General features: G+C 69.5%; 10 protein-coding genes. 3 read left to right on the top strand and 7 right to left on the bottom strand.

The annotated features are described in order from the left end of the window. Nucleotides 1–115 precede the first annotated feature (115 nt). The 5 genes from ACFWBQ_RS26765 to ACFWBQ_RS26745 all read right to left on the bottom strand — a co-directional run bounded on the left by ACFWBQ_RS26765 (nt 116) and on the right by ACFWBQ_RS26745 (nt 6,053). Nucleotides 116–1,138 carry an ABC transporter ATP-binding protein gene (locus tag ACFWBQ_RS26765; protein ID WP_385499339.1) on the bottom strand — a complete coding sequence of 341 codons (1,023 nt, stop codon included), beginning with the start codon at nt 1,136–1,138 and terminating at the stop codon, nt 116–118. After that, nucleotides 1,135–2,175, bottom strand: a complete 1,041-nt coding sequence (locus ACFWBQ_RS26760) for an ABC transporter ATP-binding protein (protein ID WP_385499333.1) — start codon at nt 2,173–2,175, stop codon at nt 1,135–1,137. The genes ACFWBQ_RS26765 and ACFWBQ_RS26760 overlap by 4 nt, the downstream gene beginning before the upstream one ends. Continuing rightward, complete coding sequence (locus tag ACFWBQ_RS26755; protein WP_385499323.1) at nt 2,175–3,086, bottom strand: ABC transporter permease; 912 nt, start codon at nt 3,084–3,086, stop codon at nt 2,175–2,177. The genes ACFWBQ_RS26760 and ACFWBQ_RS26755 overlap by 1 nt, the downstream gene beginning before the upstream one ends. Nucleotides 3,087–3,088: 2 nt before the next feature. Then, nucleotides 3,089–4,087, bottom strand: coding sequence for an ABC transporter permease (locus tag ACFWBQ_RS26750; protein WP_385499315.1), 999 nt, complete (start codon nt 4,085–4,087; stop codon nt 3,089–3,091). A gap of 133 nt (nt 4,088–4,220) precedes the next feature. Beyond that, nucleotides 4,221–6,053 carry an ABC transporter substrate-binding protein gene (locus ACFWBQ_RS26745; protein WP_385499307.1) on the bottom strand — a complete coding sequence of 611 codons (1,833 nt, stop codon included), beginning with the start codon at nt 6,051–6,053 and terminating at the stop codon, nt 4,221–4,223. A gap of 284 nt (nt 6,054–6,337) precedes the next feature. Here ACFWBQ_RS26745 and ACFWBQ_RS26740 point away from each other — a divergent pair, with 284 nt between their 5' ends. Then, the gene (locus tag ACFWBQ_RS26740) at nt 6,338–7,246 is read left to right on the top strand and encodes an N-acetylmuramic acid 6-phosphate etherase (protein ID WP_385499300.1); all 909 of its coding nucleotides are present in this window, start codon (nt 6,338–6,340) and stop codon (nt 7,244–7,246) included. Nucleotides 7,247–7,387: 141 nt separating this feature from the next. Here the strand turns inward: ACFWBQ_RS26740 and ACFWBQ_RS26735 are convergent, their stop codons facing one another. Then, nucleotides 7,388–8,335, bottom strand: a complete 948-nt coding sequence (locus ACFWBQ_RS26735; protein ID WP_385499290.1) for a MurR/RpiR family transcriptional regulator — start codon at nt 8,333–8,335, stop codon at nt 7,388–7,390. 93 nt (nt 8,336–8,428) lie between these two features. Beyond that, complete coding sequence (locus tag ACFWBQ_RS26730) at nt 8,429–9,532, bottom strand: serine hydrolase domain-containing protein (RefSeq protein ID WP_385499283.1); 1,104 nt, start codon at nt 9,530–9,532, stop codon at nt 8,429–8,431. A gap of 135 nt (nt 9,533–9,667) precedes the next feature. Here ACFWBQ_RS26730 and ACFWBQ_RS26725 point away from each other — a divergent pair, with 135 nt between their 5' ends. Further along, nucleotides 9,668–10,588, top strand: coding sequence for a GNAT family N-acetyltransferase (locus ACFWBQ_RS26725; protein WP_385499275.1), 921 nt, complete (start codon nt 9,668–9,670; stop codon nt 10,586–10,588). Between the two features lie 106 nt (nt 10,589–10,694). Then, complete coding sequence (locus ACFWBQ_RS26720; RefSeq protein ID WP_385499268.1) at nt 10,695–12,215, top strand: glycoside hydrolase family 3 protein; 1,521 nt, start codon at nt 10,695–10,697, stop codon at nt 12,213–12,215. Nucleotides 12,216–12,372: the final 157 nt, after the last annotated feature.

Raw genomic sequence — 12,372 nt, 5'->3', positions numbered from 1 at the left:
CGAGCGGATGTGCTGGGGCCGCGGCAGAGAATCACGCGGCGAACGGAAGCGAAAACCGTGCGGGCGGGTCCGCCCTCGAGGGGAGCGCACCCGCCCGGTACAGGAAGGCCGACGGTCAGACCGCGGCCGGCTCGATCTCCACGCCGACCACGCGCCGCGACTTCGGGTGGAAGCAGGCGTGGCGCTGGCCCGACTTCCCCAGCGCCTCGAGTTCCGGCCGCTCGGCGGTGCAGCGGTCGGTGGCGAAGGGGCAGCGCGGTGCGAAGAGGCAGCCGTCCGTCTGCACCTTCTCGTCCAGCGGCGCCAGGGGCGTCAGCCGGTCGGGACCGGGCTCCTCCAGACCACGCATGATCGGGATCGCCGACAACAGGCACTGCGTGTAGGGGTGGACGGGCCCTTGGACGACGTCGTCGGTGAGGCCACTTTCGATGACCTGACCGCGGTAGATGACGTGCAGCTCGGCGCCCTCGCCGACGTACCGCGCCGTCGCCACGTCGTGGGTGATGAAGACCAGCGAGATACCCAGGCGTTCGCGCAGGTCGTGGAGCAGGGCGAGGATGCCCAGGCGCATCGAGACGTCGATCATCGAAACGGCCTCGTCGGCGATGAGCACCTCGGGGTCGACGGTGAGCGCGCGGGCGATGACCACGCGCTGGCGCTGACCGCCCGAGAGCTGATGCGGGTACTTGGGGAGGACCCCGTCCGGCTCCAGACCCACCAGTTCCAGCAGTTGCGAGGCCCGTGCCCGTACACCGGATGCCGAAGCGGCGCCGCCCGACTCCTTCGCTCGCATCCGCAGCGGGTCGCCGAGGATCTGCTCGATCGTGCGGGTGGGGTTCAGGGCAGAGTACGGGTCCTGGTGGATCATCTGGATGCGGCGGAAGTACGGGGCACGCTTGCGCGGCGAGAGCGTGGAGAGCTCCACGCCGTCGACCACGAGCTCGCCGCCGTCGAAGGTCTCGATCCCCGTGAGGATCTTGCCCAGCGTCGTCTTGCCGCAGCCCGATTCGCCGATGAAGGCGACGGCACCGCCCTTGGGGAGCGTGAAGTCCACGCCGCGCAGGGCGTGGACCGTGCGTTCGCCGGTGAACGCCCCGCGGGAGTGGTAGGTGCGGGTGATGCCGCGCGCCTCGATCACGACGCGTCTCCCTTCTGGGTGGTGGAGCTGACCACGGCGGCGTCCGCGTGGCACGCCCGCTGGTGGCCGGCCGCGTGCTCCGCGAGCTGCGGTTCGTCCTCGGCGCAGATGTCCATCGTGAAGGCGCAGCGGTCGCGGAACACGCAACCCGTCCTCGCGATGGTGGTGAGGTCCGGCGGGCGGCCCGGCAGGGCGCGGGCTGCGGCCGGGTCGCCGACGATGCGTGCCGTGGCACCGATCAGGGCCTTGGTGTAGGGGTGGGTGGGGTTGCGGAGGAGATCCAGCGTCGGGCCGTGCTCGACGATCCGGCCGCCGTACATCACGGCCAGGTTGTCGGCGAGCTCTGAGACCACGCCCATGTCGTGGGTGACGATGAGGGTGCTGAGGTTGTTCTCCTCGTGCACCTGGCGGATGATCTTCAGCACCGCTGACTGGGACAGTACGTCCAGAGCCGTGGTCGGCTCGTCCAGGATGAGGACCTTGGCGTTCAGGACGAGAGCGAAGACGATGCCCAGGCGCTGGCGCATGCCGCCGGAGAGCTCGTGCTGATAGGAGTCCAGAACGCGGTTGCCGTCCAGGCCCATCCGCTCGGCGAGCTGCTTGGCGCGGGAGAGCAGGCCCGGGAGGTCCTCGACGTCGTGCGAGCGGCCCAGGTCCAGGATCTGCTTGCCGATGGTCTTCAGCGGGTTCATGGAGTTCTGCGAGGCCTGGAAGACGTAGCCGAGCGCCGAGCCCCGTACCGCCCGCATCGCCTTGGCGTTGAGCGTTGTCACGTCACCGATGCCGTCGACGTGGATGGCGCCGCCTGCGATCCGGCCCGGCTCGGGCACGGCGTTCATCAGGGACAGGGCCAGGGTCGACTTGCCTGAACCGGACTCCCCCACCAGGCCGGTGATCTCACCGCGGCGCAGATCGAGGGAGGCGTTCGCGACAGCCGGGTACTCCGTGCCGTTGATGCGGTAGTGGACACTGAGGTCGCGTACGCGGACCTCGGCCTCCCTGGCCTCGGGCGCGGCCTTCTTCGTCGGTGTGGTCATCAGCGCTCCCTCAGTCGCGGGTTGAAGAGCTCGTCGATCGCGTCCAGGAACAACACCACGCCCATGATCAGGAGCAGGATGCAGGCGAGTGGGGCCAGCAGGTAGAAGATTGCCTCGGGGCTCTGCAGCGCTCCTCCGGAGAACACCGCCTGGTTGATCATCACGCCCCAGTTGGTGCTGGTGAACGGCACGATGCCGAGGAAGAACAGCCCCACCTGGGCTTCGACGAAGCCGATGACCGACAGGAGCAGGTGCATCGCCACGTACGGGGCGACGTTCGGCAGGAGCTCGCGTACGATGATGTGCCGGCTGGGCAGCCCGAGGCCGCGTGCGGCCTCCAGGAAGCCGCGCTCGCGCAGGCTCAGCACCTGGGAACGGACGGCGCGGGCGATGCCGCCCCAGCCGACGACGCCGAGCACGAAGCCCATCTCCAGCGGGCTGTCGAACTTCCACATGGTGGTGAGCACGACGAGCAGCGGCAGGCCGGGGACCGTGAGCACGAAGTCGGTGACGCGCATCAGCGCGGAGTCGGACAAGCCGCGGTGGAAGCCGGCCAGGAGCCCGACGGTGGTGCCGATCGTCGAGGCGAACAGGGCGGCGAGGGAGCAGGTGAGCAGTACGTAGCGGCTGCCGACGACAGTGGACTGGAGCACGTCGGAACCGGCGAAGTCGGTTCCGAGCCAGTGCTCTGCGCTCGGCGGCTGATAGATCGCGTCCGGGTCGATGGCGAGCTGGTCGCCGTAGACCATCGGGCCGAAGGTGCCCATCAGGACGAAGAACACCAGGATGGACAGGCCGATGATCCGGCCGGGCTTGCGCGTGAGGACGCGCCGGATGCCGGTCCAGCGGGAACGCCTCGCCGAGGGGGCATCAGCCGGACGGGGCGGCTTGGTGAGCGTCGCGGTGGTCATGGTCAGCGCCTCACTCGGGGGTCGATCACGGAGTAGAGGAGGTCCGCGACGATGTTCGCAAGCACCACCGCGGTGGTGATCAGCAGGAAGGCACCGGTCATCAGGGGGTAGTCGCGCTTGCCGATGCTGTTCAGCAGCAGTTGCCCGACGCCGGGGTAGTTGAAGGTGGCCTCGATCAGGATCGCTCCGCCGAACAACGTGCCGAACGAGAGGGCGAGGGTGGTGAACAGCGGCAGGATCGCGTTGCGGCCGATGTAGCGCATCCGCGTGCTGCGGGTGATGCCGCGCAGCTCGGAAGCGAGGATGAAGTCGTCACCGAGGACGGAGACCACGCTGGAGCGCATGCTGAGCATCCAGCCGCCGTAGGAGATGAGGACGTACGTGGCGACCGGGAGGATCGCGTGGTACGCGACCGACGACACGTACTCGACGTTCCATCCAGGGTCCACCAGGAGCGTCTCGGAGACGGTGCCGCCGTACGGCAAGGCCCCCAGGTTGGTGTAGAAGACGGCGATGAGCAGGATCGCGATCACGAACGACGGGATGCCGGCGATCATCGAGGCGGCCACGCTCAGCCCGCTGCCCAGGCGGGACGACCGCTTCACCGCCGCGACCACACCACTACTGACACCGATGCAGAAGCTGATCAGCAGGCCGCTCAGGATGGGGATGACGGTCCACGGCAGGGCGTCGCCGATGACATCTGCGACCGGCACTCCGCTGTAGGAGATCGAGATCCCGAGGTGACCGTGGAGCAGGTCGCTGATGTAGTGCGAGTACTGTGTGAGCAGCGGGTCCTGCGAGGTGTACCCGTAAATAATCGAGGCCTTGGCCTTGGCCTCCTGGTAGTTCATTCCCATGGCGACGTACTTCTCGTACGCCACGTCGCCCGGTTTGCCGGGCAGGGCGTGAACGAGGAAGAACGTAAACGTGGCTACGATCCAGACCATGACCGCGCCACCGGCCAGGCGGATCGCGATGGTGCGCGCCAGTCCCTTCACGTTCCTGCATCTCCTTCCTTGTCGTAGGGGGTTGTCGTAGGACAGCGCGCGAGCGGGGCGACGGCCTGGTGCGACTGCCGCCCCGCGGTGGTGCGCCGTGCGGTAGTTGCTCGGTGCGGTTACCCGGCCTGGATCACTTGCCCTTGGCCTGGATGTAGCCCTGCATCATCCACAGACCGGGCTGGTTGGCGAGGATCTCGTCCTGCCCGTTCTTCGGCCAGTTGGTGAAGTTCTTGTCGTAGGTGAACTTCACGTTGGTGTAGTCCCACATCGGGATGACAGGAACTTCCTGGTTGGTGGCCTTGACCAGCTGTGTGATGACCGGCTTCTTGGCCTCGGTGTCGAGGCCTGCGAGGCCGGCCGTGAGCTGACCCGGGTTGATGGACTGCCCGTCGACCGTGAAGGTCTCGTCGCCGTGCATCCAGTTGCCGTCACCCTTCCTCTCGGTGTGGGTGACCTTGTTGCCGTTGGCGACGAAGCCGTTGCTCTCGCCGTACAGGCGCTGGAAGTTCTGGCGCGGGTCGGCGCCGACGGCGGTCAGCCACCAGCCGACGTCGAACTTCTCGGCGGCCATGTCCGTCTGGTAGGCGCCGAAGTCGGCGGAGAGGGCCGGCTTGGTCTCGATGCCGAAGGCGCTGAGTTCGTTGGCGACGACGGTGGAGGCGGCGATCCAGTCACTGAAACCGTTGACGGTCTGCAGCGTGATCTTCCACTGCTTGCCGTTCGCCAGGTACCACTTGCCGTCCTTCTGCTTCAGGCCTGCGCCCTTCAGCAGCTCGGCGGCCTTCGCCTCGTCGTGGGCGTACGGGTTGAGCTTGCCGACCGCGTCGGCGCCCAGCCACTGCTCGGTCGACTTGCGGATCATGCCGGCGGGGGCGGTGGAGGCCATGCCGCCGACCGGCTGGCCCACCTTGGTGATGGCCTCGCGGTCGAGGATGTACGCCAAGGCCTGGCGCACCTCCTTCTTGTCGTACGGTGCCTTGCTCTGGTTGAAGGCGATGGAGGCGTTGACGTAGGAGGTGCCGTCGGCGCGCTTGTAGCCCTTGGCCAGGATCTGGTTCAGGACGTTCGTGGGGATGGCGGTGAAGGGCGCGGCGTCCAGGTCCCCGCTCTTCATGAAGCCCCAGATCTGCTCGTTGCCGGAGTAGTGGCGGATGACCACCTGGCTCGGAGCGATCTTGCCGAGGTCGTAGAAGTACTTGTTGCGGACGAGGATGGCCGAGCCGGGATTGACGCGCTTGACCACGAACGGGCCGGCCGAGACGTCCTTCTTCGGCGCGAAAGCCGCGATGGCCTTGCCGGTCTCGTTCAGCTTGTCCACGGCGGCCTGGGCGGCGGTCGCCTGGGCCGCGTCCACCTGTTGGCTGGCGGCGATGGTGTCCCAGATGTCGGCCGGCACGAGATGGCTGTAGACCGACTTGGGGACGATGGACTGGCCCAGGATCTGCTTCGCGAAGTTCGAGTTGGTGGTTCCGGCGGCCTGCTTGAACTCGATGTCGTGCTTGCCCACGGAGGTCACGGAGGCGACGTTGAGGCCCTCACTGAGCTGGCCCGAGCCGACCGAGGCAGTGCCCTGGGTGAGCGCGATGGCCATGGACATCTTGATGTCCTCGACGGTGACCGGCTTGCCATCGGACCACTTGGCGGCGGGCTGCATGTGCGCGACCAGCGTGTCGCCCTTGACCTCCCAGCTCTTGGCGAGGCCCGGGAAGGCGTCGTTCACATCCATCGGGTTCTTCTTCTCGAACCCGAGGCGCATCGAGTTGTAGGTGAGGAACGTGTTCCCGTTCGGGCTGTACGGGTTCATCGGCGCGCCCGGGGTGATCGGGTTGTTCGCGTCGACCGTGGTAAAGACGCCACCGCCGTCGGTGCCGTTCTTCGCACCGGAATCCGGTGCGCACGCGGCGAGCGTGCCAAGGGTCGCGAGTGCGGCGGACACTGCGACGAAATGCTTGAACCGGGCCATAGCGCGTGGTCTCCGATCGACGGGCAGGAGAGAAGTGGGAAGCAAGCTCTTGGGGGGTGAGCAGACCGTAGGAGCGGTTCCACAGCCATGTCAATGAATTGCGTTGGCTGAATCTAGTTCGTAACTTACCGCCGCACAGGGCCGGGCAAAATCCCGCAACCGGCCGGAAGACGCAGCGCATGTGCGCGACTGGAGGGGTGGAAAGTTACGTCGAACGCGCAACTCCTGTGGCAAAGTTACCGGCGCTGGCCCACCCTTGCCCTCTGACCGAGAGGAAAGCCACGATGCACCCGCCGCTTCCCGTGCGTATCGACGCCCCCACCGAAACCCGCAACCCCCGCACCCGCGACATCGACGACGTCCCCACCCTTGCTGTGCTGCGCCTGCTCAACGTGGAGGACCGCATCCCGGCCGAGGCGGTCGCAGCGGTCCTGCCCGAACTGGCACGGCTCGTGGACGAGACTGCGCGCCGGATCCGGGCGGGCGGCCGACTGCACTACTTCGGCGCGGGCACCTCCGGTCGGCTGGCGGTGATGGACGCCGCCGAGCTGATCCCCACCTTTGGCCTGCCGCCCGGCATCGTCGTGGCCCACCATGCGGGCGGTCCGCGCGCGTTGGTCCAGCCCGTGGAGGGCGTCGAGGACAGTCCGGACGCGGGCGCGGCCGATGCAGCCGAGGTGGGTCCCGGGGACGTCGCGGTCGGCGTGGCCGCCAGTGGCCGCACCCCGTACGTCGGGGGTGCTCTGCGTGCAGCTCGGGCGGCCGGTGCCTTCACTGCGCTGGTCAGCGCCAACCCCGGCGCCGAGCTGGCCGATCAGGCGCACCTCCACCTGGGGGTAGACACCGGGCCGGAGGCAATCGCGGGCTCCACCCGGCTGAAGGCCGCCACCGCGCACAAGTTGGTGCTCAACAGCCTGTCAACAGCCGTGATGGTGGCGCTCGGCCGTACCTACTCGAACTTGATGGTCGATGTCGCCGCCACCAACGGCAAGTTGCGCGGACGGCTCCTCACCATCCTGGTGGAGGCCACCGGGCTGGACGAGGAGCACTGTGCGGTCGCCCTCGCGGCCGCGGGAGGCGAATTGAAGACGGCACTGGTGACCTTGCTCGTGGGGTGCCCTCCGGAGGAGGCGCGCGCGGCGCTCACGGCCGGCGAAGGGCACGTCCGGGTAGCCCTGCGGTCCCTGGCCTGAGCTCTGCTCGTCCTCCGGACGCGCCGTTCCCCAGCCGTGGGACGGGCCTGGCAATCAGGCCCGTCCCACGGCTGGGGACACATTCAAGTCCGTCCGGCGCTTGACGACAGACCGCCCGCCGGGCTGCCCCGGCGATCCCCCTCACTGTGGGGTGCGCCGCCGGTGCACCGCGGTGTACGTGCGTTCCAGGGCGCGCGTCGTGCGGCTGTAGTTGCGCTGGGCCACCCCGACGAACAGGCAGTCCACCAGCGTCAGCGCAGCGATCCGGCTGGACATCGCACCGGACCTGAAGGTGGTTTCGCGCGCCGCGGTGGTCAGAACATGATCGGCCACGTCGGCGATCGGTGATCGCGGGAAGTTGGTGATGGCGATCGTCGTGGCGCCGTTCTCCCATGCCTCACGCAGGGCAGTCACCGTGTCGGTCGTGGCGCCCGTGTGCGAAATGCCGATCGCCACGTCGCCCCGGCCGAGCAGGGCCGCGGAGGTGAGTGCACCGTCCGGATCCGACCAGGCGGTCACCCGGTGCCCGATGCGGTGCAGTTTCTGCTGGAGGTCGAGTGCGATGAGCGCGCTGGCACCGACTCCGTACAGATCCACCGCGCTCGCCCCGACGACCACGTCGATGGCCCGCTGAAGAACGATCAGATCGATCTGGGCGATGGTGTCCTCCACCGCGCGGGCGTCCGAGAAGCCCAGCTTGCCGACCACGTCGGCCAGCGAGTCACCGGGCCCGATCTCGCTGCCGGCGCTGGACCAGGCCGGACCGCTGTCCTCGCTTCCGGCCGCTGCGGCCAGCTTGATGCGCAGGTCCGGGTAGCCCTTGAGGCCCACTGCCCGGCAGAATCGGATCACTGTGGTCTCGGAGGTGCTGCACTGCGCGGCGAGTTCACTGATGGTTCGTTCGGCGACCCCGACGGGATCGGCGATCGCGGCCTCGGCGACCCGCCGCTCCGACGGTGGCAGCGAGGGCAGCAGGGCGCGGATCTGCACCAGTACCGTCTGCGGAGGTGAAGCGCGCTCTGCATTGGTGGCAGCGGTGCGCCGAGCGGCGTCGCCGACTCCGCGCTGTCGGTCACGTGGGGCAGCCATGTGGGAATCCTACGGGTTCGATGTGGTTCGGGTAGCCGAGTGGCGAAATATGTGCGGGACGGCGGCCGGATTTGGAGGGGTGTCAACGGGCTTTCACCGTGGCCGTGTTTCGTCATCCTGCGCCCGGACGGATGCGGACTCGGCACGGGCCACGGCCGCGTGCACGGCGCTCCGCAGCCCTTTGGCCCGCCCCCCGCGCCCGTAGTGCACGGCGTTGGTCAGCAGCACCACCCAGATCCCGCTGACCGGATCGAACGCCAGGCTGGTGCCGGTGAAACCGGTGTGCCCGGCACCGGTCGCGGGCCAGTGGGGAGACATGTGGTCCCAGACGTCGCCGGGCAGTGTCCAGCCCAGGCCCCGCGCGCCGTCCAGTCCGGCAGTCTGGAGGCTCAGCGCCTCGCTGCGTATCCGGGGTGACAGCACCGAGTCCTCGGCCAACCAGAACGTCCGAAGGTAGTGCACGAGATCCGGCGCACTGCCGAACAGCCCGGCGTGCCCGGCCACACCGCCCAGGCCCTCGGCGTTCTCGTCGTGCACCACGCCCCGCTTGGGCTCCCCTCCGGGCGGCGCCTCAGTCGCGGCAGTGAGCGCCCGCCAGTCGGCAGGCGGCAGGTAGCGGGTGGCGCCCAGGCCCAGTGGGTCGAGCACCAACTCCCGTACGGCGGCGTCGAGCGACTGCCCGAACACGGTGGCCACCACTTCGCCGAGCAGTATGAAGCCAAGGTCGGAGTACCCGGCCACGGTGCCCGGCAGGTGATCGAGGGGCTCGCCGAGCACGGCGTCGAGCCGATCGGCAGGACCGCCCGGGAGCTGCCAGAAGTCCCGGTGCGGGGGCAGTCCGGAGGTGTGCGCCAGGAGATGGCGAACCGTCACCGCGTCCTTGTGGCCGCCGGTGAAGCCCGGCAGGTGGCGGCGCACCGGGTCGTCCAGCCGCAACGCCCCGGTGTCGGCGAGCCGCAGTACGGCGGGTGTGGTGGCCACTACCTTCGTCAGCGAGGCCAGGTCGAAGACGGTGTCAGCGGTTACGGGGCTCCCCGTCGGGCCGTCCGCGGTGGTTCCGTGGACGGAGGTGCGAACCGGGCCGTGTGCACCACGGCCGGTGATCAGGACTGCGCCCGGCACAACTCCTTCCTTCACCGCCCTCCGGACGAGGTCTGCAGGGTCGGGGAGACCTGCGGGTGCTTCGGGGACTGCCATGGCGGCCCTGCCTTCCGGTGGCGTTCGAGGGGCTGACAGGCTGATCATCCCGCTGGTAAATTTCCACCGCAATACCGAGCTCCAAGGTTATTGACTTACTATTCGGTCCCCCGACGCCATCCTGAGGTGCGCAGCATGACGAACCCTTCCGCAACACGCACTGCAAGGGAGAGCGACCTCCCGGCACTGCGAACCATCGTCCGCGCGGCCCTCGTTCACGACTGCGATGCCGAGCACGTGCTCGATCTGCTCTGGACGCAGACCTCAGCCAACCCCCAGTTGCGGATCCTCGCCGAGGCCGACGGAGAACCGGTCGGCCTCGCTCTTGCCGCAATCCGTCCCGCCACCGCGAGCGCCCCCACCACCGGCCACACCGATCTGCTCGCCGTGCACCCCCGGGTGCAGGGCCGCGGCATCGGACGCGCCCTGCTCGCCCGCTCCGAGGGACTCCTCGCCTCCGCCGGCGCCGACCAGTTGATGATCCGCGGCAGACCCCCCTACTACGCCTGGCCCGGCATCGACATCCGCTATACACGCGCCGTCTGTCTCGCCGAGTCCAGCGGCTACACCCGCGGACCCGAGGGTCTCAACATGAGCGTCGACCTGCGCACCGCACCGCTGGCCACCGCTGACGACGAGGCGCGACTCGCCGCGGAAGGGGTGACGGTGCGCCGCCTTGCCCCGGCGGACGAGATACCGTTCCTCGCCTGGATGACACAGTGGGGCGGCTCGTGGGACGGTGAGGCCGCCCGCGCCCTCACCTACGACCCGCCGCGTGGCCATGTCGCCGTCCGCGAAGGCGCCGACGGACCGGCCTACGTCGGCTTCGCATGCCACGGCGTCAACCGCCGCTCCTGGTTCGGCCCGATGGGCACCGAGTCCTCGGAGCGGGGACTCGGCGTCGGTACCGTCCTGCTCCGCCGCTGTCTGGCTGACCAGCGCGCAGCCGGACTCGACGAGGCCGAGATCGGCTGGACCGCCCCCATCCACTTCTACGCCCGTGGCGTCGACGCACGGCTCGGCCGCGTCTTCTGGACGTACTCCAAGGGCCTCTGAACTTCCCACCCCCGAGGCCCCTCCTGGTCTGCCCGCGTCCAGTCCGCCCGAGGCCGCCGGGGCCCGGACGATGTCTGAAGACCCCCCGGCAGGAGAGGACCCCGCCATGCCACTCAACCGCCCCATCCGGTCCGCCGACGAACTCCTGGTCCTCGCCGACCGGGTCCTGCAACCTGGCTTCCAGGGCACCACCGCCCCCGACTGGATCCGCCGCAGACTCGGCGACGGACTCGGTTCGGTCCTCCTTTTCGGCCCCAACATCCGCGACCGCGCGCAGACGTCCGCTCTCACCGACGCCCTGCGCGCCGAGAACCCCGATGTCCTGATCGCCATCGACGAGGAGGGGGGCGACGTCACCCGGCTGGAGGCCGCAACCGGCTCCTCCTACCCCGGCAACCTCGCGCTCGGCGTCGTCGACGACTCCGAACTCACCGCAGCCGTCGCCCGCTCCATCGGCGGCGAACTGCGCGCCGTGGGCATCGGCCTCGACTACGCCCCCGACGCCGACGTCAACTCCAATCCAGACAACCCGGTCATCGGTGCCCGTTCATTCGGCGCCGATCCCGTCCTGGCCGCCCGCCACACCGCCGCCTGGGTGCGCGGACTGCACGACGCGGGGGTCGCCGCCTGTGCCAAGCACTTCCCCGGCCACGGAGACACCGACACGGACTCGCACCTCGACCTGCCCACCGTCGCCATGGACGCCGACACCATCGCGGAACTGGCCCTGCCGCCCTTCCGTGCCGCCCTCGATGCGGGGGCACGAGCGGTCATGACCGCTCACCTGCTCATTCCCGCCTACGACGCGGAGCGCCCCGCCACTGTCAGCCCCCGCGTGATCACAGGGCTGTTGCGCGAGGAGCTCGGATTCGACGGACTCATCGTCAGCGACGCCGTCGAGATGCAGGCCGTCCGTGCCCGCTATGGGCTGACAGGCGCGGCCGTCCGCGCCCTCGCCGCCGGAGTGGACCTCATCTGTCTTGGGAACGGATCGGGCGACGCCGAGTTCGCCCGACTCCGCGCCGACGTTGCAGACGCGGTGGCCCTCGGCGAGCTCGCCGAGGAACGCCTGGTCGAGGCCGCGGCCCGTGCCGCGGACTTCGCCGCCTGGCAACGGGCGCTGGCCGACGCCGTCTCCACCCCCGCACCGGACCGGGCAGTGGGCCTGGAGGCCGCCCGCCGAGCACTGCGCACCAACGCCGAGAACCCGGCGGCTCTGCGCCTGAACACCCCCGCAGTCCTGATCGAGTTCGGCGTCCCCGGGACCGTGGCCGAGGGCGACGGTGTGCCGTGGGGCCTCGGCCCCGCTCTCACCGCCCTCATGCCCGGCACCCTGCGCATCACCTTGCCCGCTCTCACCCCGTACGACCCGGCCTACGCCGGCCGGATCCTTGCCGAGGCCGCCGGCCGACCGTTGGTCCTGGCTGTCCGCGACGCCCACCGCCGCCCCGCCGTACGGGAATGGCTGCGCGCCCTGCTGGCCCGCCGTCCCGATGCGATCACGGTGGAACTCGGTGTCCCGCAGCCCGGCCTCGGCGGCGTCCGCATCAACACCCACGGCGCCGCCCGGGTCTGTGGGCAGGCAGCCGCGGAGATCCTCGCCGGTCGGGCACCACGGCGGGCTTGATCTACCCCGGACCGCCTGATCACCGTTCAGTGGACCGACCAGTCGGCCCTGTTCAAGCTCGTCCGGCGCCTCAGGACAATGCGGCCACCGGGGCGGGCCCGCACCTTACGGCACCGGCGCCGGTTCCGGGGCGGGCACCGTCACAGGGGCCGGTGCT

This window comes from Streptomyces sp. NPDC060035 (assembly GCF_042736635.1).
Classification (GTDB): Bacteria; Actinomycetota; Actinomycetes; order Streptomycetales; family Streptomycetaceae; genus Streptomyces.
Note: the sequence above shows the minus strand (reverse complement) of the source record. Positions and strands in the feature narration are given on the sequence as shown.

Excerpts from the sequence above, each read along its gene's own strand:
- ACFWBQ_RS26760 (WP_385499333.1), bottom strand. The coding sequence starts at position 2,175 with ATGACCACACCGACGAAGAAGGCCGCGCCCGAGGCCAGGGAGGCCGAG.
- ACFWBQ_RS26755 (WP_385499323.1), bottom strand. The coding sequence starts at position 3,086 with ATGACCACCGCGACGCTCACCAAGCCGCCCCGTCCGGCTGATGCCCCC.
- ACFWBQ_RS26745 (WP_385499307.1), bottom strand. The coding sequence starts at position 6,053 with ATGGCCCGGTTCAAGCATTTCGTCGCAGTGTCCGCCGCACTCGCGACC.
- ACFWBQ_RS26740 (WP_385499300.1), top strand. The coding sequence starts at position 6,338 with ATGCACCCGCCGCTTCCCGTGCGTATCGACGCCCCCACCGAAACCCGC.
- ACFWBQ_RS26735 (WP_385499290.1), bottom strand. The coding sequence starts at position 8,335 with ATGGCTGCCCCACGTGACCGACAGCGCGGAGTCGGCGACGCCGCTCGG.
- ACFWBQ_RS26730 (WP_385499283.1), bottom strand. The coding sequence starts at position 9,532 with ATGGCAGTCCCCGAAGCACCCGCAGGTCTCCCCGACCCTGCAGACCTC.
- ACFWBQ_RS26725 (WP_385499275.1), top strand. The coding sequence starts at position 9,668 with ATGACGAACCCTTCCGCAACACGCACTGCAAGGGAGAGCGACCTCCCG.
- ACFWBQ_RS26720 (WP_385499268.1), top strand. The coding sequence starts at position 10,695 with ATGCCACTCAACCGCCCCATCCGGTCCGCCGACGAACTCCTGGTCCTC.